General features: G+C 61.6%; 24 protein-coding genes and 1 pseudogene. 13 read left to right on the top strand and 12 right to left on the bottom strand.

Features of this window, described 5'->3' with window-relative positions; all coding sequences use genetic code 11:
* Window positions 1–73: 73 nt before the first annotated feature.
* Window positions 74–832 carry a Nif3-like dinuclear metal center hexameric protein gene (locus KGA89_RS20520; protein WP_003205474.1) on the bottom strand — a complete coding sequence of 253 codons (759 nt, stop codon included), beginning with the start codon at window positions 830–832 and terminating at the stop codon, window positions 74–76.
* 104 nt (window positions 833–936) lie between these two features.
* On the opposite strand from KGA89_RS20520, the gene algW reads away from it, so the two are divergent.
* The 3 genes from algW to KGA89_RS20505 all read left to right on the top strand — a co-directional run bounded on the left by algW (window position 937) and on the right by KGA89_RS20505 (window position 5,169).
* Entirely contained in the window at window positions 937–2,097 is a 1,161-nt protein-coding gene (algW, locus tag KGA89_RS20515; protein WP_003205476.1) for a Do family serine endopeptidase AlgW, read from the top strand.
* Between the two features lie 233 nt (window positions 2,098–2,330).
* Window positions 2,331–4,436, top strand: coding sequence for a TonB-dependent siderophore receptor (locus KGA89_RS20510; protein WP_223472415.1), 2,106 nt, complete (start codon window positions 2,331–2,333; stop codon window positions 4,434–4,436).
* Window positions 4,437–4,449: 13 nt separating this feature from the next.
* The gene (locus KGA89_RS20505; RefSeq protein ID WP_013694201.1) at window positions 4,450–5,169 is read left to right on the top strand and encodes a DUF4198 domain-containing protein; all 720 of its coding nucleotides are present in this window, start codon (window positions 4,450–4,452) and stop codon (window positions 5,167–5,169) included.
* 116 nt (window positions 5,170–5,285) lie between these two features.
* On the opposite strand, the gene KGA89_RS20500 is transcribed toward KGA89_RS20505, so the two are convergent.
* From KGA89_RS20500 to KGA89_RS20490, 3 genes are read right to left on the bottom strand one after another with little or no spacing between them, the layout of a single operon-like run.
* Entirely contained in the window at window positions 5,286–5,909 is a 624-nt protein-coding gene (locus tag KGA89_RS20500; RefSeq protein WP_223472414.1) for an SOS response-associated peptidase, read from the bottom strand.
* A 39-nt stretch (window positions 5,910–5,948) separates the two neighbouring features.
* Window positions 5,949–6,209 carry a putative signal transducing protein gene (locus KGA89_RS20495; protein WP_072344436.1) on the bottom strand — a complete coding sequence of 87 codons (261 nt, stop codon included), beginning with the start codon at window positions 6,207–6,209 and terminating at the stop codon, window positions 5,949–5,951.
* Window positions 6,210–6,224: 15 nt separating this feature from the next.
* Window positions 6,225–6,407: a CPXCG motif-containing cysteine-rich protein gene (locus KGA89_RS20490; RefSeq protein WP_003205483.1), complete on the bottom strand. Its 183-nt coding sequence runs from the start codon at window positions 6,405–6,407 to the stop codon at window positions 6,225–6,227.
* Window positions 6,408–6,546: 139 nt separating this feature from the next.
* Here KGA89_RS20490 and KGA89_RS20485 point away from each other — a divergent pair, with 139 nt between their 5' ends.
* Window positions 6,547–7,713, top strand: a complete 1,167-nt coding sequence (locus KGA89_RS20485) for a 1-acyl-sn-glycerol-3-phosphate acyltransferase (RefSeq protein ID WP_223472413.1) — start codon at window positions 6,547–6,549, stop codon at window positions 7,711–7,713.
* A 177-nt stretch (window positions 7,714–7,890) separates the two neighbouring features.
* Here the strand turns inward: KGA89_RS20485 and KGA89_RS20480 are convergent, their stop codons facing one another.
* Window positions 7,891–8,172 carry a hypothetical protein gene (locus KGA89_RS20480; protein ID WP_072344446.1) on the bottom strand — a complete coding sequence of 94 codons (282 nt, stop codon included), beginning with the start codon at window positions 8,170–8,172 and terminating at the stop codon, window positions 7,891–7,893.
* A 230-nt stretch (window positions 8,173–8,402) separates the two neighbouring features.
* On the opposite strand from KGA89_RS20480, the gene KGA89_RS20475 reads away from it, so the two are divergent.
* The gene (locus KGA89_RS20475) at window positions 8,403–8,609 is read left to right on the top strand and encodes a hypothetical protein (RefSeq protein WP_014340170.1); all 207 of its coding nucleotides are present in this window, start codon (window positions 8,403–8,405) and stop codon (window positions 8,607–8,609) included.
* 170 nt (window positions 8,610–8,779) lie between these two features.
* On the opposite strand, the gene KGA89_RS20470 is transcribed toward KGA89_RS20475, so the two are convergent.
* Entirely contained in the window at window positions 8,780–9,364 is a 585-nt protein-coding gene (locus KGA89_RS20470) for a YajG family lipoprotein (protein WP_003205489.1), read from the bottom strand.
* Window positions 9,365–9,569: 205 nt separating this feature from the next.
* Between KGA89_RS20470 and KGA89_RS20465 the strand changes: the two genes are divergently transcribed.
* Window positions 9,570–9,803, top strand: coding sequence for a hypothetical protein (locus KGA89_RS20465; protein WP_223472412.1), 234 nt, complete (start codon window positions 9,570–9,572; stop codon window positions 9,801–9,803).
* Window positions 9,804–10,541: 738 nt separating this feature from the next.
* Window positions 10,542–12,050 (top strand): malate dehydrogenase (quinone), encoded by a 1,509-nt coding sequence (gene mqo / locus KGA89_RS20460; protein ID WP_223472411.1) that lies wholly within the window; start codon window positions 10,542–10,544, stop codon window positions 12,048–12,050.
* Window positions 12,051–12,163: 113 nt separating this feature from the next.
* On the opposite strand, the gene KGA89_RS20455 is transcribed toward mqo, so the two are convergent.
* Window positions 12,164–12,451 carry a PA4642 family protein gene (locus tag KGA89_RS20455; RefSeq protein WP_223472410.1) on the bottom strand — a complete coding sequence of 96 codons (288 nt, stop codon included), beginning with the start codon at window positions 12,449–12,451 and terminating at the stop codon, window positions 12,164–12,166.
* Window positions 12,452–12,512: 61 nt separating this feature from the next.
* Entirely contained in the window at window positions 12,513–12,998 is a 486-nt protein-coding gene (locus KGA89_RS20450) for a hypothetical protein (RefSeq protein ID WP_223472409.1), read from the bottom strand.
* 268 nt (window positions 12,999–13,266) lie between these two features.
* Between KGA89_RS20450 and dauA the strand changes: the two genes are divergently transcribed.
* Complete coding sequence (dauA, locus tag KGA89_RS20445; protein ID WP_223472408.1) at window positions 13,267–15,009, top strand: C4-dicarboxylic acid transporter DauA; 1,743 nt, start codon at window positions 13,267–13,269, stop codon at window positions 15,007–15,009.
* 165 nt (window positions 15,010–15,174) lie between these two features.
* Here the strand turns inward: dauA and KGA89_RS20440 are convergent.
* Window positions 15,175–15,266, bottom strand: a pseudogene (locus KGA89_RS20440) (cupin fold metalloprotein, WbuC family); the annotation flags it as partial.
* Between the two features lie 25 nt (window positions 15,267–15,291).
* On the bottom strand, window positions 15,292–15,849 hold the full coding sequence (locus KGA89_RS20435) for a hypoxanthine-guanine phosphoribosyltransferase (protein WP_223472407.1): 558 nt from the start codon (window positions 15,847–15,849) through the stop codon (window positions 15,292–15,294).
* 164 nt (window positions 15,850–16,013) lie between these two features.
* On the opposite strand from KGA89_RS20435, the gene upp reads away from it, so the two are divergent.
* Both upp and KGA89_RS20425 read left to right on the top strand, forming a co-directional pair.
* A complete protein-coding gene (gene upp / locus KGA89_RS20430) occupies window positions 16,014–16,652 on the top strand; it encodes a uracil phosphoribosyltransferase (protein ID WP_223472406.1) in 639 nt (212 codons plus the stop codon).
* A 2-nt stretch (window positions 16,653–16,654) separates the two neighbouring features.
* Window positions 16,655–17,929, top strand: coding sequence for a uracil-xanthine permease family protein (locus KGA89_RS20425; protein WP_223472405.1), 1,275 nt, complete (start codon window positions 16,655–16,657; stop codon window positions 17,927–17,929).
* A gap of 124 nt (window positions 17,930–18,053) precedes the next feature.
* Here the strand turns inward: KGA89_RS20425 and hemH are convergent, their stop codons facing one another.
* Window positions 18,054–19,079 carry a ferrochelatase gene (gene hemH, locus KGA89_RS20420; protein ID WP_223472404.1) on the bottom strand — a complete coding sequence of 342 codons (1,026 nt, stop codon included), beginning with the start codon at window positions 19,077–19,079 and terminating at the stop codon, window positions 18,054–18,056.
* Between the two features lie 13 nt (window positions 19,080–19,092).
* Window positions 19,093–19,992, bottom strand: a complete 900-nt coding sequence (locus tag KGA89_RS20415; protein WP_223472403.1) for a TIGR01777 family oxidoreductase — start codon at window positions 19,990–19,992, stop codon at window positions 19,093–19,095.
* A 196-nt stretch (window positions 19,993–20,188) separates the two neighbouring features.
* On the opposite strand from KGA89_RS20415, the gene KGA89_RS20410 reads away from it, so the two are divergent.
* The 3 genes from KGA89_RS20410 (at window position 20,189) to KGA89_RS20400 (ending at window position 23,258) form a co-directional block, all read left to right on the top strand.
* Window positions 20,189–21,175, top strand: a complete 987-nt coding sequence (locus KGA89_RS20410; protein ID WP_223472402.1) for an NAD(P)/FAD-dependent oxidoreductase — start codon at window positions 20,189–20,191, stop codon at window positions 21,173–21,175.
* Window positions 21,176–21,348: 173 nt separating this feature from the next.
* A complete protein-coding gene (locus tag KGA89_RS20405; RefSeq protein WP_223472401.1) occupies window positions 21,349–22,311 on the top strand; it encodes a YbgA family protein in 963 nt (320 codons plus the stop codon).
* On the top strand, window positions 22,311–23,258 hold the full coding sequence (locus tag KGA89_RS20400) for a MerR family transcriptional regulator (RefSeq protein ID WP_223472400.1): 948 nt from the start codon (window positions 22,311–22,313) through the stop codon (window positions 23,256–23,258). The genes KGA89_RS20405 and KGA89_RS20400 overlap by 1 nt, the downstream gene beginning before the upstream one ends.
* Window positions 23,259–23,268 lie beyond the last annotated feature (10 nt).

Below are 23,268 nucleotides of genomic sequence, written 5' to 3'. Positions count from 1 at the left end.
GTGTCAGCCATATTAATGTCGGCTGATCCGCCGCCATCGCGAGCAAGCTCGCTCCCACAGGGGTTATAAACAGTCAGATGGGATTCGGGCAATCGATGAATATGTGTTCCAGGGCAAAGCGCCGCGCCAGGTAATCACCCAACGCCTGGACGCCATAGCGTTCGGTGGCATGATGCCCGGCGGCGATGAAACTGATGCCATTTTCCCGCGCACTGTGGAAGGTCTGCTCCGACGCCTCGCCGCTGAGGTACAGGTCGACGCCGGCCAACACCGCCTGATCGATATAGCCCTGGCCACCACCCGTGCACCAACCAACTCGGCGGATCATTTGCTCGCCTTCGATCAACAACGGCTCACGCCCCATGACTTCCTGGACCTTGCGCGCGAAATCCCGGGCCGTCATCGGTTCGGACAGGGAGCCGACCAGGCCGACGATCTTGGGGTTGTCCGGATCCAGCGGTCCCTCGACGGTGATGTCCAACTGGCGGGCCAACTGCACGTTATTGCCCACCTCCGGGTGCAGGTCCAAAGGCAAGTGGTAGGCCAACAGGCTGATATCATGCTTGAGTAACGTCTTGAGACGACGCTGTTTCATGCCGGTGATACAAGGGTTCTCGCCCTTCCAGAAATAACCGTGATGCACCAGCACCAGGTCGGCCTCGGCCTCGACGGCAGCGTCAAGCAAAGCCTGGCTGGCGGTGACGCCACTGACGATGCGCATCACCTGGGGCGCGCCTTCGACCTGCAGGCCGTTGGGGCAATAATCGGCAATCCGGCTGCTGGCCAGGTAACGGTCCGCTTCTTCGACCAGGGTGTTCAGGGCTACGGCCATGAAAAGACTCCTAAATATCCCGTTCAGAGGCACGCGCGGCCTCGTATAATGCGCGACATTATGGGCGGTCTCATACCGCCTGCAACCTTTGTAGGACGTGCTTAATGCTCAAGGCGCTGCGTTTTTCCGGCTGGCCGCTGTTGGCCGGCGTGCTTGTCGCTCTACTGATTATCCAGCGCTACCCGGAATGGGTGGGCCTGCCGAGCCTCGACGTCAACTTGCAACAGGCGCCGCAAACCAAGGCGGTGCAACAGGGGCCGGTGTCCTATGCCGACGCCGTGACCACCGCGGCGCCAGCCGTGGTGAACCTGTACACCACCAAGGTCATCAACAAACCCAGCCATCCATTGTTCGAAGACCCGCAATTCCGGCGCTTCTTCGGCGACAACTCGCCCAAGCAGAAGCGCATGGAGTCGAGCCTGGGGTCGGGCGTGATCATGAGCCCTGAAGGTTATATTTTGACCAACAACCACGTCACCAGTGGTGCCGACCAGATCGTGGTGGCCCTCAAGGACGGCCGCGAAACCCTGGCTCGAGTGATCGGAAGCGACCCGGAAACCGACCTCGCGGTGCTGAAGATCGACCTCAAGAACCTGCCGGCCATCACCATCGGCCGCTCCGACAGTATCCGCATCGGCGACGTGGCCCTGGCCATCGGCAACCCGTTCGGCGTCGGCCAGACCGTAACCATGGGCATTATCAGCGCCACCGGGCGCAATCAGTTGGGCCTGAACAACTACGAGGATTTCATCCAGACCGACGCCGCGATCAACCCCGGCAACTCCGGCGGCGCGCTAGTGGATGCCAATGGCAACCTGACCGGGATCAACACGGCGATCTTCTCCAAGTCCGGCGGCAGCCAGGGTATCGGCTTCGCCATTCCGGTGAAGCTGGCGATGGAGGTGATGAAGTCCATCATCGAGCACGGCCAGGTGATTCGCGGCTGGCTGGGCATTGAAGTCCAGCCGCTGACCCAGGAACTGGCGGAGTCCTTCGGCTTGTCCGGGCGGCCCGGCATCGTGGTGGCGGGGATTTTCCGCGACGGCCCGGCGCAGAAAGCCGGCCTGCAACTGGGCGATGTGATCCTGAGCATCGATGGCGAACCGGCCGGCGATGGCCGTCGCTCGATGAACCAGGTGGCGCGGATCAAGCCCACTGACAAGGTGACGATCCAGGTCATGCGCAATGGCAAGGAGCTCAAGCTCACCGCTGAAATCGGCCTGCGCCCACCGCCGGCACCAGTGGCGCTCAAGGAAGAACAGTAAGCCGCGTCATAGCCGACTAGCGCGAATCGATCGTTCCCACGCTCCTGCGTGGGAATGTCGCCTGGGACGCTCTGCGTTCCACTGCTGGAAGTGACGCAGAGCGTCACGGTATGCATTCCCACGCAGAGCGTGGGGACGGTCATCTCATCCTGATTCACCTGAAAATACAGATAGCATAAATTCTCATTAGTAGTGTTATATTGTTTCAATACTAAAAATTGGAACAACATAACATGTCATCCCTGAAACGGATTTCCGTTGCCAGTCTCGCCCTGGGCTTGCTCGCCGATCCCGCCTACGCCGAAGAAGTCCAGCCTCTGGAACTGGACGCCGTCAACGTGACGTCCGACTACGAATCCCCCACCGGCCCCGTCACGGGCTATCGCGCCACCCGCTCTGCCAGCGCCACCAAAACCGACACGGCCCTGCGCGACATCCCGCAATCGATCAGCGTGATCCCTGCCAGCGTGCTCAAGGACCTGGGCAGCACCAACGTCGAACGAGCATTGGAATACGCCGGCGGTGTATCGAAGCAGAACAACTTCGGTGGCCTGACGCTCTACGAATACAGCGTGCGCGGCTTCACCACATCGGAATTCTACAAGGACGGTTTCAGCGCCAACCGTGGCTATCCGAGCACGCCGGACGCGGCGAACATCGAACGCATCGAAGTGCTCAAGGGCCCAGCCGCCAGCCTGTATGGCCGTGGCGATCCCGGCGGTACGGTGAACATTGTCACCAAGAAACCCCAGCCCGAAGCCTTCACCACCTTGCAAACCAGCGCCGGCAGCTGGGATCGCTACCGCACCGCGCTGGACGTCAACAGGCCACTGGACACCGAAGGCAACCTGTTGTCGCGGGTCAACCTGGCGGTCGAGGACAACCACAGCTTTCGCGATCACGTCGACAGCCAGCGCGTCTTCGTCGCGCCTTCCATCAGCTGGCAATTGAACCCCGACACCCGGTTGCTGGTGGAAAGCGAAATCGTGCGCCACAGCTCGACGTTCGACCGTGGCATCGTCGCCCCGAACAATCGCTGGAGCGGCGTTTCCCGCTCGACCTTTTTGGGCGAACCCAACGATGGCGACATCGACAATCACAACAACATGCTCCAGGCCGCCCTCGAACATCAGCTCAACGACACCTGGCAACTGCGCCTGGCCAGCCATTACAAGCAGGGTGAACTCTGGGGCTTCGCCTCCGAAGCGCGCCCGCTGAACGCCGATGGCCACACGGTGAACCGCCGCTATCGCGAGCGCGACAACAATTGGCACGACAGCATCACCCAACTGGAATTGCGCGGCCTGTTCGACCTCGGCCCCTGGCAACACGAACTGCTGATCGGCAGCGAATATGAGGATTACCGCAAGAACGAGCGCGTGACCACCATCGGTGGCAGCACCTACCCCATCGACATCTATCAGCCGATCTACGGCCAGCCGAAACCCAATGGTACTCGGACCGGCACCGACTTCTTCGAACATGTGCAAAGCCGCGCGCTGAACCTGCAAGACCAGATCGTCTTCACCGACAAACTGCGGGGCATGCTCGGCGTGCGCTATGAGCATTTCGAGCAGAGCATCGACGATCACACCCGCGATCGCACCAACCGCCAACGCCACGATGCCCTGACGCAGCGGGCCGGCCTGCTGTATCAACTGACGCCCGAGGTTGGCCTGTTCGCCAACGCCTCAACCTCGTTCAAACCCAACAATGGCCTGGATGCCGGCGGTAAACCCTTCGACCCCGAGGAAGGCGTCGGCTATGAAGTGGGGATCAAGAGCGAATTGTTCGACGATCGCCTGAGCACCACCCTGGCGGCGTTCCATATAGAGAAGGAAAACGTCCTGAACCCGATCGCCGGGACCGACTTCAGCCGCGCCATGGGCAAGGCCCGCAGCCAGGGCATCGACCTGCAAGTCACCGGGCAGGTGACCGATGCCGTGCGGGTGATTGGCGCCTTCGCCTACATCGATGCCGAAGTGACCAAGGGTGACGAGCAAATCCCCACGGGCAGCCGGATCCTTGGCGTCGCCAAACACAGCGGCAGCCTGCTCGGCGTCTACGAATTCCAGGACGGGCACCTGCGCGGTTCGGATGTTGGCGCGGCGTTCACGTACGTCGGCGATCGCTCGGGCGAAGCGGGCAAGGACTTCGAACTGCCGGCCTACCACACCGTGGATCTGCTGGCCCATTACAAGGCCAGCGATGACGTCACCGTGGGGCTGAACCTGAACAACGTCTTCGATGAAAAGTACTACGAGCGCGCCTACAGCAACTACTGGGTCACCCCCGGCGAGCCGCGCAACTTCACCGTCAGTCTCACCCTCGCTCTGTAAAAGGAACATCCGCATGAAATACCCCAAGACCTTCGCCCTGCTCGGCCTGCTCCTGGCCACACAGGCCTCGGCCCATGGCCTGTGGACCGAACAGCGTCGCGGCAACATCGAAGTGATCTACGGCCACGGCGCCGAAGACAATGCCTTCAAGGCGCAGAAAATCAGCGGTGCCTGGGCCTATGATCAGGTCGGCAAGATGATCCCCGTCACCGTCGAGCGCCTGCCGGACCACGCCCGCCTGCAACCGCTCAAGCCACCGGCGGTGCTGGCCGTGGCGCTGGACAACGGCATGTGGTCCCAGACGGCGGACAAGAAGTGGATCAACGAAGGCCGCAGCAAAGTGCCCGGGGCGATCGAGTCGACCCACACGTTCAAGTACAGCCTGGCGATCTATGAGCCGGGGGCGAAACTGCCGACGCTTGCACCGATCAAGTTCGTGATCCTGCCGGAAGTCGACCCGCTGACCGTAGGGCCAGGCCAGTCATTGCCGGTACGGGTGCTGCTGGACGGCAAACCGGCAGCGGGTGTGAAACTGGTGGGTGACTACCGCAGCGCGCCGAACACCGTATCGACTGAAACCGACGCAGAAGGCCGGGCCAAGGTGCTGGTGCGCAACGAAGGCTTGAATGTGATCGCGGCGCAGATGGAAATTGCACTCAAGGACAACAAGGACGTGGCCACCCGTGGCGTGTTCACCTCGTTGACCTTCCTGGGTGAACCGCATCACGAGTAACGCCACAGGGGGATAGGCGGTGAACACATTTTTTGTGAACACCCGTAGCCTATTGTGGGAGCGAGCCTGCTCCGGGCGGCGATCCGACGATAAGGCCAATACAAGCGCCGCAAAGCTCAAGCCGGAGTCAAGCACTCCGGCCCATTGAGCTTCGGATCATTGACCATGTTGGCCAGCACTCGCTCGCGCAGTACCGCCGGCTCGCTTGCCAGCAGTCCTTGCAAGGCATGCAGCGGTGTCTCGGGGTCGAGCCACAGGCGCTGGCCTTCTTCGTCCAGGATCAACGGCCGGCGCTGACCCGCCGCCGGTTGGGTGATGACCGCCGTGCTCAGCCACACCTGTTCCTGCACCGGATACGCTTCCCAGATCGCGGCGAAAAACAGCGACGAACCCTCCCCCGGCGTCAACCAGTACGGACGCTTGCGCGTGCCGCCGCGCCACTCATAGAAACCATTGGCCGGCAGCAGGCAACGGCGCAGGCGCAAGGCCTCTCGGAACATCGGTTGTTCGGCCACGGTTTCGGCCCGGGCATGAGCCGGGGTGCGGGACAGGTCGGTCAGCCACGGCGGCGTCAGGCCCCAGCGTGCCCGGGCCAGCTCACGCTGGCCCTCGGCGCCGGCCCGCAGGATCAGCACGGAATCGTTAGGCGAAATATTCCATTGAGCCTTCTGATCGGCGGGAAAACCGGGCAGGGCTGCAAAGGTGGGGTTCCAGCGAAACAGGGCATAACGTCCACACATGGGGCAACACGACTCTTGATCGAACAAACGGCCGCCAGCCTAACAGACCAGCGTGCCGGGATAGCTGTCCGGTTCATCGCCGGGCAACGGCAGTGCGGCATTGTACGCGGCGATCAACTCCCGGGCGTATTGCGCCTGGTCATCCTCCACCGCCAGTCCCAGCAAGCCCTGCATCGGCAACTCCCCCGCACCGCCCAGCAAATCGCGCCCCACCAGATGCGCCGTGATGCCTTCGCTGGCAAGCATGCCTTGCAACAACTCGCCTTCCATCAGGTTTTCCAGCTCGTAGATTCGCCGCATCGGTGTTGCCCCCCGTCAGTCGTCTTCTCTGAAGACCTCGAGATGCCATTCCTCACCATGGACCTGCAACACAAAGGTGATTGGCCGGCAACACACCTGACAATCCTCGATGTAGGTCTGGTCGCCGCCGGACAAGTCCAGGGATGTCTCAACGTCCTCCCCACAATAGGGACATTCATAATGAGCGCTTTCCAGCATCGCGGTCTCCCAGGTGACTTGTGCGTATAATCGCCGGTCTATTTGCAGGGCTATTTTTGTCTGGCTTATCTTCCTGACCGTGCCCTGTCGTTTTTTCGTTAGAACCTTTACTTACCCTAGCCGTTTCCAACAAGAGAGCATGATGGGCGAATTCGATGCCATCCGACCTTACGACGACAGCGAAGTCCCAGCGGTGCTGGCACGACTGCTTGGCGACAAGGCGTTTCTAGATATCCTCACCCACTTCCGCTTCCCACGCCTGGCCGGCGCCTTCGGCTGGATGCTCAAACCCCTTATAGCGCAAAGATTGCGCCGTGAGTTCGCCGGGGTGACGTCGGTCGCCACGTTGCAGGACAAGGTGGAGTTCTATGTCGACCACACCATCGAGCGCGCCACCGATGGCGTGACCTATACAGGGGTGGAGCAATTCAAGTCCGGCAGTGCGTACCTGTTCATCGCCAACCACCGCGATATCGTGATGGACCCGGCCTTCGTCAACTACGCCGTCTACCACGCCGGCCTGCCGACCCCGCGCATCGCCATTGGCGACAACCTGCTGCAAAAGCCCTTTGTCAGCGACCTGATGCGCCTGAACAAGAGCTTCATCGTGCACCGCTCCATCACCGGGCGGCGGGAAAAAATGGCGGCGTACCAGTTGTTGTCGGCGTACATCAACCATTCGATCCGCAACGACTGCGCCTCGATCTGGATCGCCCAGGCCGAAGGACGAGCCAAGGACGGTGACGACCGGACCGAATCGGCGATCCTCAAGATGTTCCACATGAGCCGCAAGGACGAGCCGTTCGGCGAGGTGATCCAGTCACTCAACCTTACGCCGGTGTCGATCAGCTACGAATACGACCCGTGCGACCAGGCCAAGGCCCGCGAGCTGTACATCCGCGCCACCACCGGCACCTACACCAAGGTCCCGGGCGAGGACGACGTGAGCATCGCCAAGGGCATCACCGGCTACAAGGGCCGGGTCCACGTGAACTTCGCCGCGCCCATCACCGAGCTGTTCGAGGACACCAAGCAATTGGCCCAGGAGATGGACCGGCAGATTCTCGGCGGCTACCGCCTGTTCCCGGTGCACTACCTGGCTTACGCCCAATGGGCCGACGCCGACCCGCAGTTGCAGGTGCCTAAGGCGGCCAAGGTGTTCGGTGCCGAAGAGCTGGCCAAGGCCGAGCAGGAATGGCAGCGCAGGCTGGACGCTTGCCCACCGGAACACCGACCGTTCCTGGTGCTGCAATACGCAACGCCGGTGCGAAATCAGTATCGGGTCAAGGCGGGGTTGGCGCTTTAAAGCCACGACGAGGGAGCTTGCTCCCGCTGGGTTTGTGCAGGAGCTCCCGAAGGCTGCGATCTTTTGTTCTTTCGCTTGAGATTCAAGTGTCTGGAGAGAGATCGCAGCCTCGTTGCACTCGACAGCTCCTACGGGCGCAGCCCAGCGGGAGCAAACGCCCGTTCCACGGCTACTGCGTTAGAACTGCGTACTGATCCACGACACCAGCAACGCCAGCGCCAGGCAGCCAAAGCCAAACCGGTAGAAAAACCGGTTCATCCGCTGAGTGGCCAGATCCAGCAGCGCTTCAAATCGTTCGTTGCCATCGCGATTGCGCGCTTCAAGGCAGGCTCGCGCCCGTTGTTCACGGCGGCGCGTCGCATGCAGCACCCAGCCGCCCGGGCAGGCAAACAGCAACGCGAGCAGGTTGATCAGTTTGGCGGGGTGGGCGGCGAACAACGAAAGCAGATGCAGCGACATCACGAACCTCAAGCGAAAAACGGACAGGACACGCCCGTGGCCTACGAACAGGGCGCGGATTCTACCGAAAGCCTGCCGCCCTGCACCGTTTTTTCCGACCAGTAACGATCCCGCCGCAACGCTGGGTTCTTTTGTGGCGAGGGAGCACGCCCAAGGTTAATTTCACCCGTCACGGTTTCGTCATCTGATTAGGCCACTCTGTCGCCCTTCAAACCTGCACGGAACCCGTCATGCTGCACGCCGAAAACCAGGACCGCCTCTATCTCATCAGCCCAAGCGACGAACAGCAGAACCTCGTCGACAGCCTGTCCTTCAACGTGCAGGACCGTCATTGGCTGGTGTATTGCGCCCTGGGCGGCCATCAACATGCCGATCTTCCGGAGACAGACCTGCTGACCGGGATCAGTGTGCTGGAGCTGTACTCAGAGGCTGCATGACGGTTTCACTCTGTGGGAGCAAGGCTTGCCCGCGATGAGGGCAGCACCTTCGACAACGCTGTGAAGGACAGATCGCTATCGCGGGCAAGCCTTGCTCCCACAGGTCTTGCTTTCAAAAGTCTCATTCGCCCCCTGGACCATTGCAGCCCAGGGGTCATGCCGCCGAAACCTTACTCGGCCAGCACCTGGCCAATGGTCGGATCCTTGAACAGCCGGGTCAGGGCATCGCTCAAGACGTCGCTGACCAGCTTGGTGTTGGTGTCCTGGTTAGGTGCCATGCCGAAGCGCTGGTCCAGGGACGCACCGTAACGGCCGCTGTAGCGACGGTTGGCGTTCTGCACGTCGGAGCGGAAGGTCGCGCCGATGGTGGCTTCGGTCACGTACATGCCTTCCTTGGGCGACTGGTACTTGAGCTCGGCCAGGGTCACCGTCAGTTGCGGTGCATTCAAGGCATTGGCGGTCGGCGTGAAGCCCAGCAAACGCACGGCGGCTTCAGCCTGGGCCTGCAGCTTGGGCAGGATCTGCGCGCCCTGCACCGTGATCACACTGGTTTCCGGATACAGCCCGCCACGGGTGCCGAGCGTCGGCGACGGACGACCGTCCACCACCCGCACCACCACCGGCTGGCCACGACCCACAGGCGCCAGCTGGGCATTGAGCTTGGGCTCCGGGTTAAGTTGTTGCGGGCTGTGGGCGCAGCCGACGAGGGTCAGACTGGTCACAGCGATCAAACCGAACAACAGGCGTTGCAACATGCTCTTCTCTCCAGAATCGGGCACAAACAGGCCGGCAGTATAGCGGTGCGCCATCGCCGTGAACTAGCGTCGCACGATGAATACTGAAATGTCTGACACGGGCCTCGGTTGCCGGTTCCTGTCACCCCATTGTCACGGTCCTTACACCGGCATGTCATAGCCCACTGTCAGGCTTATCCCAAGCTCCCTGACCCGGTATCCGATCATGCGCTTCCTTATTTCCCTGTTCACCCCTCGTCCTCATCACCGCAGCTTCGCCTTGCTCGATCGCGACGGCCGTTGCCAGGCGTTCAAGCAGTGCAGCCTGCAACCCATGGGCGAAGGCTGGGTGGAAATCGAAGAGATCCGTCTCAACTGGCTGCACCAGCCACTGCCCGCCAGCGCCCGCGTGCAAGCGCTTCCTGCTCGAGCACGTAACCGGCAGCTGTTGACCGTCTGACCGGACGGCTAATAAAAGTCATTAAACACGACCATTTCCCTGCGTTTCTTCGATACAATCTCCCCCCGATTATAAGGACGTCTCCTGATCGGGCCTCGCAACACCGCTGATGCGCTGGTATTGGCACCCCGCAACGCCCACAGAGAGCCGCCCACACAGATCGAGTGAAGCTGGCGTGCTTGCTGTTCCTCCAGGCAAATCACCACTTTTCGCGAATCTGCAGAGCTGTCATTACGCTCGGTCACTGAGCTGTCTGCCCGTTTTGCCTGTCATGTATTACATGGGGGCAACCAAACCGGGCGCAGTGCCAGGCTGGGACAGCCCTTTTTTGAGGTTCACGTCTTCAAAAGAGCGTGAAAAAACGGGTTTTCACAACTTCACGAGAGTGTGGCGAGCAAATGAAGAGTTTTGCGTCTGAACAAGCACCATTAGCGTCTGAAACAGCCCAACGACACAGGACCGGATATCGCTCAAGAACCGGCGCCTGAAGCCTGTCCGCTACGGATTTGGTTGCACGAACGGATGTCTCGGCCATAAGTCGAATTGCCTGCCCGGCGCTTAAATGAGTTCATGTGACTCTTGAGGCCAGGCTGCATGCATCCGCAGTAGGTGCGAAAAATTGCGAAGATTCGGACATGGCGATCCTGGCCATGGATAACTGGGGCGCAACTGACCTGCCCCGCCACTCTTGGCCGCTATGCCGACAATTTGGTGCTGCAGATTTTGGAGACGCGTTAAATGGCGCATAACGAAGCAGTCGATGTAGTTCTGGTAGGGGCCGGCATCATGAGTGCCACCCTGGCCGTACTGCTCAAGGAGCTCGACCCCGCGATCTCGCTGGAAGTCGTCGAGCTGATGGATTCCGGTGCCGCGGAGAGTTCCAACCCGTGGAACAACGCCGGTACCGGCCACGCCGGGCTGTGTGAGCTCAACTACACGCCCCAGGCAGCCGATGGCAATGTCGACATCAAGAAGGCCGTGCACATCAACACCCAGTTCGAGGTGTCGAAGCAGTTCTGGACGTACCTGACCAGAAAAGGCACGTTCGGCTCCTCCAAGTCCTTCATCGCCCCGGTGCCACACCTGAGCTTCGTGCAAGGCGAGAAAGGCGTGTCGTTCCTGAAGAAACGCTTCGAGCTGATGCGCCAGCATCACGCCTTCGCCGACATGGAATACACCGAGGACAAGGCCCGGATGACCGAGTGGATGCCGCTGATGATGCCTGGTCGGCCGGCCGATGAGGTCATCGCCGCCACCCGCGTCATGAACGGTACCGACGTCAACTTCGGCGCCCTGACCAACCAGTTGCTCAAGCACCTGACCAGCGCCCCGGACACCCAGGTCAAATACTGCAAGCGCGTCACCGGTCTCAAGCGTAACGGCAGTGGCTGGACCGTGAGCATCAAGGACGTCAATTCCGGCAGCAGCCGCGATGTCGACGCCAAGTTCGTGTTCCTGGGTGCCGGCGGTGCGGCGTTGCCGTTGCTGCAAGCCTCGGGCATCGAGGAAAGCAAGGGCTTCGGCGGCTTCCCGGTCAGTGGCCAGTGGCTGCGTTGCGACAACCCGGAAGTGGTCAAGCACCACCAGGCCAAGGTCTACAGCCAGGCTGCCGTGGGCTCGCCGCCGATGTCGGTGCCGCACCTGGACACCCGCGTGGTCGATGGCAAGAAATCCCTGCTGTTCGGGCCATACGCCGGTTTCACCACCAAGTTCCTCAAGCACGGCTCGATCATGGACCTGCCGCTGTCGGTACGTGCCGGCAACATCGGCCCGATGCTGGCCGTGGCCCGGGACAACATGGACCTGACCAAGTACCTGATCAGCGAAGTGATGCAGTCCATGGAACAGCGCCTGGAATCCCTGCGTCGCTTCTACCCCGAGGCGAAAGCCGAGGATTGGCGCCTGGAAGTGGCCGGCCAGCGGGTGCAGATCATCAAGAAAGACCCGAAGAAAGGTGGCGTCCTGCAGTTCGGTACCGAACTGGTGGCGGCCAAGGACGGCAGCCTCGCCGCTCTGCTCGGCGCATCGCCGGGTGCTTCGGTGACCGTGTCGATCATGCTGGAACTGATCGAGCGCTGCTTCCCGGACAAAGCCAAGGGCGAGTGGGCTACCAAGCTCGCAGAGATCTTCCCGGCCCGGGAAAAAGTGCTGGAAACCGACGCGGCGCTGTATCGCAAGATCAATGCGCAGAACAACATCGCGCTGGAGCTGGTTGAAGAAAGCAGCGAGACTCAAAGCTACGCTTGATTTGATCGCATAAAAAAACGCCCCGCTCTCCATGAGAGCGGGGCGTTTTTGTTTAAAGGATCGCAGGCTTCGCGATCTCCTGTAGGAGCTGGCGAAGCCTGCGATCTTTTGATCTAACCGCGAGCCTTGTTGACCAGCTCGATGTAATCCTCGGCATTACGCTGGTCACGAACCAGTGCGACGAAATCGTTGCCGTGTTCATCCTTGCCATTGAGGTCATGACCGGCCGCGACGAAGAACGTCAGGAAACGCTCGAAATCGTCGACCCGCAGGCCGCGGTAGGCCTTGATCAGTTTGTGCAGCGACGGCGACGTGGCATCGACCGGTTCGAAATTGAGGAACAGCTTGATCTGTTCATCGCCAATCTCGTCGCCAATCACTTGTTTCTTGTCTTTACGCATTGCCGGCTCCAGCTCGCACAGTTCACGGGGCGGGCAGTTTACCCCCGGCAGGCCTCGGGGCTCAACGCGGGCGTTCGGCACCGGTGTGCAGGTCGGCCCAGATATGGCCGTTGGCGTAAGTGAGAAACTGCACATAGACCGTGTTGTTGCGCAGCAGATCGATGACCACCCGGTACTGGGCCTGTGGATAAGACAGCGTCAGGGTCTTGCTTACCTCGTCGAAGACCGGTTTCTTCAGGCTTTTGCTTTCGCCGTCGAAGTTAAGGATCACCTGGCTGAGGGTCGCACCCTTGTTCATCGGCTTGCCCTTGAGGCGGACCAGCAGCGGCGAAGTGACTGGAATCGGTTGCTGATTGGACTGACGCTGGTTACCCAGCACCACCGAATACTCGGTCACTTGCAGCAACTGCTGCTGTTCAGGCTGCTCCTGGCGCACCACCAGGTCATCAGGCGGCAGGAACTGGCTGTGCATCGGCGCAGCCACGGCCGCCAAGGGCAGGCTGGAGATCAACAGCAAAGTGGCGCAGCAGCGGATCGATACACGCATGACAAGCTCCGGGGTCTTGGCCGGGCACTCTAGCATGAGCCCAAGCGATAAAAATAACGATCCAGATCAATACATCTGCGCAACGAGCACGGCATACTCAAAGAGCCATCAGCCCCGGTCTACCGACGCATGATCGTTCCCACGCTCCTGCGTGGAAATGCATCCAGTGACGCTCCGCGTCACATGGGACGCGGAGCGTTCCGGGCAGCATTCCCACGCGGGATCTGTATAGGGCCAGTGCCAGCCCCCCCCTTTGCGAGGAGTACTCATGTCTTTCTCCGCCCCACCGTTGTTTGCCGCCTGGCGTCAGGCCTGGCGCGCCGGTTACACCCTTGAACGCCTGCGTGGCGACCTGGTGGCCGGGCTGACCGTCGGCATCATCGCCATCCCACTGGCCATGGCCCTGGCGATTGCCGTTGGCGTGCCGCCGCAACATGGCTTGTACACGGTGTTGGTGGCCGCGCCCTTGATCGCCCTCACCGGCGGCTCGCGCTTCAACGTCAGCGGGCCGACGGCGGCGTTCGTGGTGATCCTGCTGCCCATCACTCAACAATACGGCCTCGGCGGCCTGTTGTTGTGCACCATGCTCGCCGGCCTGATTCTCATCACCTTGGGATTGATGCGCGCCGGACGGCTGATCCAATACATCCCCTACCCGGTGATCCTCGGCTTTACCGCCGGGATCGGCGTGGTCATCGCCACCTTGCAACTCAAGGATCTGCTGGGGCTGACCACCATCGGGCAAGCCAAGCACTACATCGAACAGTTGGGCGAACTGATCATGGCACTGCCCAGTGCCCGGCTCGGCGATGGCATCATCGGCGTCACGTGCCTGGCGGTGTTGATTGCCTGGCCACGCTGGGTACCTCGGGTTCCCGGGCATTTGGTTGCCTTGCTGGTCGGGGCGCTACTGGGACTGGCGCTGGAGCGCGGCGGTTGGCCGGTGGCAACATTGGGCGAGCGTTTCAGCTACGTGGTCGATGGCATCAGCCATCCCGGTATCCCGCCGTTTTTACCGAGCTTCGAGTGGCCATGGAACCTGCCTGATGGCCAGGGGCATCCCTTGACGCTTTCCTATGACCTGATCCGCCAATTGCTGGGCCCGGCCTTCGCCATTGCCATGCTTGGCGCCATCGAGTCGCTGCTGTGCGCCGTAGTGGCGGATGGCATGACCGGCAGCAAGCACGACCCCAACGCCGAACTGATCGGCCAAGGCCTGGGCAACCTCGTGGCGCCGCTGTTTGGCGGTATCACCGCCACGGCGGCCATTGCCCGCAGCGCGACCAATGTGCGCAGCGGCGCCTCTTCGCCGCTGGCCGCGATCATTCATAGCCTTGTGGTGCTGCTGGCGATGGTGCTGCTGGCGCCCTTGTTCAGCTACCTGCCCATGGCTGCCCTGGCGGCGCTACTGGTGATAGTGGCCTGGAACATGAGCGAAGCCGGACACGTGCTGCATACCTTGCGCATCGCACCGCGCAGCGACGTACTGGTGCTGCTGACCTGCCTTAGCCTGACCGTCCTGTTCGACATGGTCATGGCCGTCGCCGTCGGCCTGCTGCTGGCCGCCGGGCTGTTCATCAAGCGCATGAGCGAACTGACCGACAGCGCCGAACTGCCGCGCCACTTCCACCAGGCGCTGCTGGACATGCCCGAGCATGTGCGCTGCTACGCAATTCGTGGGCCGCTGTTCTTCGGTGCGGCAGAAAAAGCCCTGGACGTGCTGCGCAAGTTCGATCCGGGGGTGCGCGTCGTGGTGGTGGAAATGAGCGCCGTGCCCATGCTGGACATGACCGCGCTGGCTGCGTTTGAAAACGTCCTGAAGGATTACCGCAAACAGGGCATCGGCCTGATCCTGGTCGCGACGGCGCCAAGGGTGCGCCTGAAGCTGCGCCGTGCCGGTATTCATCGCGAGCAGCGGCAATTGGCGTATGTGCAGACCCTGGAGCAGGCGCGGGTCAAGAGCGAGCAATGGCTGGCTGCTGGCAGCACCGCTCATTCCAGTCTTGCCTGAACCGTGGCAAGGGGGCTTGCTGGTGCCGGGGGCGGATGCCAAAAACTGTGGGAGCGAGCTTGCTCGCGACGACGGCGGCACGTCCGACACCCTGGTAATCTGACACTCCGCTATCGCGAGCAAGCTCGCTCCCACCCTCGGGAACAAGCTCCTCGTTACGGAGTACTAGTCGAACTGGGCGCGCGTCCATGCGTGGTATTGCGCCACGCCGGCCTCGCCTTCACGGGGTGCCCGTGGGCCAGTTCGCCATCGTCCACGGTCCGGAGCTGGCCGGGCCATCGATTACATTCCCTTGACGGCGAAAATGCCATTGGCGTTGCGCCAGTAACCTTTGTAGTCCATGCCGTAGCCGAAGATGTAGCGGTCGATGCACGGCAGGCCGACGAAATCGGCTTTCAAGTCCGGACGAGCCTTGCGGTCGTGGTCCTTGTCGATCAGCACGGCGGTGTGCACGGCGCGGGCACCGGCGTGTTTGCAGAAGTCGATGATCGCACCCAGGGTGTGACCTTCGTCGAGGATGTCGTCGATGATCAGCACGTCGCGGTCGATGAACGAGACTTCCGGCTTGGCTTTCCAGAACAGGTCGCCGCCGCTGGTTTCGTTGCGATAACGCGTCGCGTGCAAGTAGGACGCTTCCAGGGGGAAGTTCAGGTAGGTCAGCAGCTTGCCGGAGAAAATCAGCCCGCCGTTCATGACACAGAACACCACCGGGTTGGCAGCGGCCAGTTGGTCGTTGATTTGCGCACCGACACGGGCGATGGCCGCTTCGACTTCGGCTTCGGTGTACAGGCAGTCAGCCTCTCGCATGATTTGACGGATATGCTCGAGATCAGCGGACATGGCGCTCTCCAAGGGTGGCAGGGTTCGGAAAAACCGGCAAAGGTACGCATCCCGCCCGGCCAGATCAAGCGTTTGTGGACTAACGTTCTGTATTGTCTATAGGACAACACCCTCGGATAGATTAATCTAGGCCGGTTTTTTTGCCCGCCGCCGGAGCCTTCCCCATGCCCATCCTCGAGATCCGCCATCCGCTGATCAGACACAAACTCGGCCTGATGCGCCGCGCTGACATTAGCACGAAGAACTTCCGTGAACTCGCCCAGGAAGTCGGTGCCCTGCTCACTTACGAGGCCACCAAGGACCTGCCGCTGGAGTCCTATGAAATCGAGGGTTGGGCCGGTACGGTCCAGGTCGAGAAAATCGCCGGCAAGAAGATCACCGTGGTGCCGATCCTGCGCGCCGGCATCGGCATGCTCGAGGGCGTGCTGAGCCTGATCCCGGGGGCCAAGGTCAGCGCCGTGGGCGTGGCTCGCAACGAGCAGACCCTGCAGGCGCACACCTACCTGGAAAAACTGGTGCCGGAAATCGACGAGCGCCTGGCGATGATCATTGACCCGATGCTCGCCACCGGCAGCTCCATGGTCGCCACCATCGACCTGTTGAAAAAGGCCGGCTGCCGGGACATCCGCGCCATGGTGCTGGTCGCCGCTCCCGAAGGCATCAAGGCCGTGCAGGATGCCCACCCGGACGTGACCATCTACACCGCGTCCATCGATCAGAAACTCAACGAACACGGCTACATCATCCCGGGCCTGGGCGATGCCGGCGACAAGATCTTCGGCACCAAGCAGAAGGACGCTTGAGCATGCAGGATGAGTTCAACGATCCGCTCTGGCGCCAGGTGCTGTCCGGCGCGCAGATGCTGTTCGTCGCCTTCGGCGCGCTGGTATTGATGCCGCTGATCACCGGGCTGGACCCTAACGTGGCGCTGTTCACGGCCGGCCTGGGAACGATCCTGTTCCAAATCGTCACCGGGCGCCAGGTGCCGGTGTTCCTGGCTTCGAGCTTTGCCTTCATCACCCCGATCATCCTCGCCAAGGGCCAGTTCGGCCTGGCCGCGACCATGGGCGGCGTGATGGCGGCAGGTTTCGTCTACACCTTTCTTGGCCTGGCGGTGAAGATCAAGGGCACCGGGTTCATCGACCGGCTGCTGCCGCCGGTGGTGATTGGCCCGGTGATCATCTCCATCGGCCTGGCCATGGCGCCGATTGCCGCCAACATGGCGATGGGCAAGGCTGGCGATGGCACCGAGCTGATTCATTATCAAACCGCGATGCTGATTTCGATGCCGGCCTTGCTCACCACCCTGATCGTGGCGGTGTTCGGCAAAGGCATTTTCCGCCTGGTGCCGATCATTTCCGGCGTGGTGGTGGGCTTTGCCATGGCGTTTTTCTTCGGCGTCGTGGACACCGCGAAAATCGCCGCCGCGCCGTGGTTCGCCCTGCCGAACTTCACCGCACCGGAGTTCAATTGGCAGGCGATCCTGTTCATCGTACCGGTAGCGCTGGCGCCGGCCATCGAGCACATCGGCGGCGTGATTGCCGTGGGCAGCGTGACCGGTCGCGACTACCTGAAAAAACCCGGCCTGCACCGCACACTGCTCGGTGACGGCATTGCCACCACCGCCGCCGGCCTGTTCGGCGGCCCGCCCAACACCACCTACGCCGAGGTGACTGGCGCGGTGATGCTGACCAAGAACTACAACCCGAAGATCATGACCTGGGCGGCGATCTTTGCCATCAGCCTGGCATTCATCGGCAAGTTCGGCGCGCTGCTGCAAAGCATCCCGGTGCCGGTGATGGGCGGGATCCTGTGCCTGTTGTTCGGTTCGATTGCGGCGGTGGGCATGAACACTTTGATCCGCCACAAGATCGACCTGGGCGAGGCGCGCAACCTGGTGATCGTTTCGGTCACACTGGTGTTCGGCATCGGCGGTGTACTGGTGGGCACTGGCACTGGGCCGGACGACTTCGGCCTCAAAGGCATCGCGCTGTGCGCGGTGGTGGCGATCGCGTTGAACCTGCTGCTGCCGGGCAATGACAGCTGGAAGCAGAAGCAGGCGGATGAGCCGCTGCTGTAGATTCACCGCCTGCACTATTGTCATCGCGGGCAAGCCTTGCTCCCACAGGTTTTGAGTGGACCATGCTTGAATGGTCAAGACAAAATCTGTGGGAGCAAGGCTTGCCCGCGATGCTTTTCGAGGTTTACAGAGCTATCGGCGCCCGTTCGCAGAGGGTACTCAACGCCTGCGCCCACTGCGCCTCATCATTGAGGCAACGCACCAACACCAACTCTTCTCCCCCCGCCTCGCGGAACTGCTCGCGGCCGCGATCGCCGATTTCCTCCAGGGTTTCAATGCAGTCGGCCACGAACGCCGGGCACATCACCAACACTTTCTTCACGCCGCTTTTAGCCAGTTCCTCCAAGCGCGCCTCGGTATAGGGTTCGATCCACTTGGCCCGTCCCAATCGCGACTGGAACGACACCGACCACTGACCATCCTTGAGCCCCATGCGCTGGGCGAACAGTTCGGCAGTGCGAATGCATTGCGCGCGGTAACAGGTCGCCATGACCTCCGGCGGCGCGTTCTTGCAGCAGTCGGCATCCTTGAAGCAATGAAACCCCGTAGGGTCGAGCTTGGTCAGGTGTCGCTCCGGCAAGCCGTGGAAACTCAACAACAGATGATCGTGTTCCTGCATCAGGTACGGCTTGGCGCTGGCCACCAGGGCGTCGACGTATTCGGGCTGATCGTAGAATGGCTGGAGAATCGAGAACTGCACATCGAGTTTCTTTTCCCGCACAACCCGCTTGGCCTCCTCGATCACCGTGGTCACGGTGCTGTCGGCGAACTGCGGGTACAACGGCGCCAACGTGATCTTCTTGTGACCCTGGCTCGCCAGCCGCACCAATGCCGATTCAATGGACGGCTCGCCATAACGCATTGCCAGCTCTACCGGGCCCTGGGTCCACTGCGCGGTCATGGCCTGTTGCAACCGGCGGCTGAGCACCACCAGCGGCGAACCCTCGTCCCACCAGATCGAGGCGTAGGCATGGGCCGACTGCTCGGGACGCTTGATCAGGATCAGCGACACCAGCAAGCGCCGCACCGGCCATGGCAGGTCGATGACATACGGATCCATCAGGAATTGATTGAGGTAGCGGCGCACATCGGCCACCGAAGTGGAGGCAGGCGAACCCAGATTCACCAGAAGCAACGCGTGATCGGTCATGCAACGTCCTATTTCAAAGGCGGCTGGACAAGTCTTCCAGGGCCGCAGGCAAATCAGTGAACCGGAATGTGAAACCCGCCGCCTGCAATCGGGCCGGCGTGGCGCGCTGGCCGCCGAGCAACAGCAATGACAACTCCCCCAACGCGACTTTCAACACAAGTTCCGGCATCGGCACCACGGCTGGCCGATGCAATACATGCCCCAGGGCCTTGGCAAAATCGCGGTTGCGCACCGGGTTCGGAGCGCACGCATTATAAGGACCGCGAGCATCAAAGCGGTGCAGAAGAAAATCAATCAGGGCGATTTGATCGTCAATATGAATCCACGGCATCCACTGCCGACCATTGCCGATACGCCCGCCCAGCGCCAGTTTGAACGGCAGCAGCAGCCGCGACAAAAAGCCGCCCTCGGCAGACATGACCAGGCCGGTACGAACCAGCACCACTCGCATGCCCAACGCCTCGGCCCGTTGCGCGGTTTCTTCCCAGGCGATACACAACTGGCTGGCGAAATCTTCGCTCACCGGCCCCGATTCCTCGGTCAACTCACGCTCGCCACCGTCGCCATACCAACCCACCGCGGAACCGGAAATCAATACCTGCGGTTTCTGCTCGCAACGCTCCAGCCACGCCAGCAAAACTTCCGTCAACGTGATGCGACTGCTCCACAACAACATCTTGCGCTTGTGGCTCCAGGGCCGGTCGGCAATCGGCGCTCCCGCGAGGTTGACCACCGCGTCCACCGGCTCGACAATTTCATCGAGCCGGGCAACGCCTCGCACATCTGCCCCACAGTTTTTCGCCACTTCTTCGGGTCGGCGACTCCACACCGTCAAGCGATGTCCCTGCCCCAACCAGAGGCGGCAGAGCTGACGTCCGATCAAACCAGTACCGCCGGTCAGCAATATGTGCATGAGATGTTCCTCGCATCGCGTTTTACCCGGCCCATTAGTCTATTTTTATAAGCAGGGATTTTTCGTATCGGGCAGGGTCTGTGTTTAACAATAGGACAAGCTGCCCAAACGCGAACGGTAAAACTTATACCAAAAACCCGAATTGTACAGGTTTAAACGACGGCGTAGTCTGTACAGAAAGGTAAACGAGGCCCTCATGACTGTACCTATCGCAATCATCGGCACCGGCATCGCCGGACTTTCAGCCGCCCAGGCCCTGACGGAGGCCGGGCATATCGTTCAACTCTTCGATAAAAGCCACGGCAGCGGCGGACGCATGTCGAGCAAACGCAGCGACGCCGGCGCATTGGACATGGGTGCGCAATACTTCACCGCCCGCGATCGCCGCTTTGTCACGGAGGTCCAGCGCTGGCAAACCAACGGCTGGGCGGCGGAATGGAACCCGCAACTCTACAACTTCCAGAACGGACAACTGAGCCCATCGCCGGACGAACAGACCCGCTGGGTCGGCACGCCGCGCATGAGCGCCATCACCCGCGCCTTGCTCGACAAGTTGCAGGTGCAGTTTTCCTGCCGGATCACTGAGGTGTACCGTGGCCAGGAACACTGGCATTTGCAGGACGCGGAAGGTTTCACCCACGGCCCCTTCGGCCAGGTGGTGATCGCCACGCCCGCGCCCCAGGCCACCGCATTGCTGGCGGCCGTACCGAAGCTGGCCGCAGTGGCCGCTGGTGTGAAGATGGACCCGACCTGGGCCGTGGCGCTGGCCTTCGAAACACCGCTGGATACACCCATGGAAGGCTGCTTCCTACAGGACAGTCCCCTGGACTGGCTGGCGCGCAACCGCAGCAAGCCGGGACGCGACAACACGCTCGACACCTGGGTACTGCACGCCACCAGCGAATGGAGCCGGCAGCACATCGACCTGTCCAAGGAAGCGGTGATCGAACACCTGCACGGCGCATTCGCCGAACTGCTGCACAGCGCGATGCCCGCACCGAGCTTCAGCGTGGCCCATCGCTGGCTCTACGCCCGCCCCGCCGGCAACCACGAATGGGGCGCCCTGGCCGATGCCGACCTGGGCCTGTATGTGTGCGGCGACTGGTGCCTGTCCGGCCGGGTCGAAGGCGCATGGCTCAGCGGCCAGGAGGCTGCGCGCCGCCTGCATGCAAGCCTGCAGTAAAGCGCGTCATCCATCGCTATCCGCTGCTGTCGAAAGAGACAGCAGCCTGCCTGCGACACAGATTGAGGTCGCCTCGCCACACAATCCGGTTGACTTGTGCCCGTTCGGACCTATGATGAAAATATTGTACAGAAACACAAAACTGTACAAGATTTAGCAATCAGAGGCCGCCTATGCCCAGCACAGCCATCGCCAAACCCAGAATCGCCATCAGCGCCTGCCTGATGGGTGCTGAAGTTCGCTTTAATGGCGGGCACAAGCAATCGCAGTTGTGCAGCCGCACCCTCGTCGACTATTTCGATTTCGTGCCGGTGTGCCCCGAAGTCGCCATCGGCCTGGGTATTCCCCGGGAGCCGATTCGCCTGGTGGGCGACCCCGAACATCCCGAGGCGCTCGGCACCGTGAATCGCGACCTCAACGTGACCCGGCCACTGGCCGACTACGGGCAGCAAATGGCCGGGGAACTGGATGACATCTGCGGCTACATCTTCATGCAGAAATCGCCGTCCTGCGGACTGGAGCGGGTCAAGGTCTACGACCACAACGGCGTGACCCAGGATGGCGGCGGGCGCGGCATCTATGCCCAGGCCTTCTGCGAACGCCACCCCGACCTGCCGGTGGAGGAAGACGGTCGCCTCAACGACCCGGTGCTGCGCGAGAATTTCCTGACCCGGGTGTTCGCCTATGCCGCCTGGCAATCTTTGCGTCGCGACGGACTGACCCGTCGCAACCTGATCGAATTCCACTCGCGCTACAAATACCTGCTGATGGCCCACAATCCGGTGCAATACAAGGCCCTGGGCAATTTGCTGGGCAACATGGGCAAGGCCGACCCCAATGAGTTGGGCCCACGCTATTTCAGCGCATTGATGGCCGCCTTGAAGAAATGCGCCACCCGCCGCACCCACACCAATGTGCTGCAACACCTGAGCGGTTACCTCAAGCGTGCCATCGACGCCGAGGACAAGCAGGAAGTACAGCATCTGATCGGGCAATACCGCCTCGGCATCGTGCCCTTGGTGGTGCCACTGACGCTGCTCAAACATCACTTGCGCCAGCATCCCGATCCTTACCTGGCGCAGCAGGTCTACCTGCAACCGCACCCGGAAAACCTCAGCTTGCGAAACGCTATTTGATGAGCAACGAACCCGACTCCAGCGCCAGCGAAGATCTGGGGGCCGACTTTGCCAAGGCTTTGGCGCAAGGCTGGCTGCCTATACGCGAGGTCGCCCGGCAAACCGGTGTCAACGCCGTCACGCTGCGAGCCTGGGAACGCCGTTACGGCCTGATCGTGCCACACCGCACGCCCAAGGGGCACCGGCTGTTCAATGCCGACCATGTGCAACGGATCCTGAGCATTCTCACCTGGATCGACCGTGGCGTTGCGGTGAGCAAGATCAAGCCTTTGCTGGACACACCGCAGCCACCGACCGAACCCACACAGGTGCCGGAGAATGACTGGCAGCGTCAGCGCCACGCCCTGGTGCTGGCGGTGACGCAACTGGCCGAGCGCCAGATCGATGACCTGGTCAACCAGGCGATGGCGCTGTACCCGCCCTGGACCGTGTGCGAGCAGTTGCTCTTGCCGTTGCTGGCCGAGCTGCACCAGCGCTGGCAAGGCCAGTTCGGTGCGCAGCTGGAACGGGTCTTCCTCAACTCGTGGCTGCGCAGCAAGTTCGGCAGCCGGATCTACCACAACAACCGTCAGTTGCGCGGCGCGCCACTGTTACTGGTCAATCATTCGGACTCGCCCCAGGAGCCGCACCTGTGGCTCACCGCCTGGCTGGCCAGCAGCGCCGACTGCCCGGTGGAAGTGTTCGACAGCCCGCTACCGGCCGGCGAACTGGCCCTGGCGGTCGAGCGCCTCAAGGCCCGCGGCGTCCTGCTGTATTCCAGTCACGCCCTCAACCTGTCCCAACTGCCCAGGCTGCTGGGTGGAATCGATTGCCCGATCGTCATTGCCGGCCCGGCCGCGTCGATCCACCACGCCAGGTTATCCACAGGCGTGTCGATGATTGACGTGTCCTGGGCCGAAGACCCGTTATCGGCTCACCGCGAACTGAGTCGCCGAGAACTCCTTTAAATGGAAGACA

The sequence above is a fragment of the Pseudomonas sp. A-RE-22 genome, assembly GCF_019956035.1.
Classification (GTDB): domain Bacteria; phylum Pseudomonadota; class Gammaproteobacteria; order Pseudomonadales; family Pseudomonadaceae; genus Aquipseudomonas; species Aquipseudomonas brassicacearum.
Note: the sequence above shows the minus strand (reverse complement) of the source record. Positions and strands in the feature narration are given on the sequence as shown.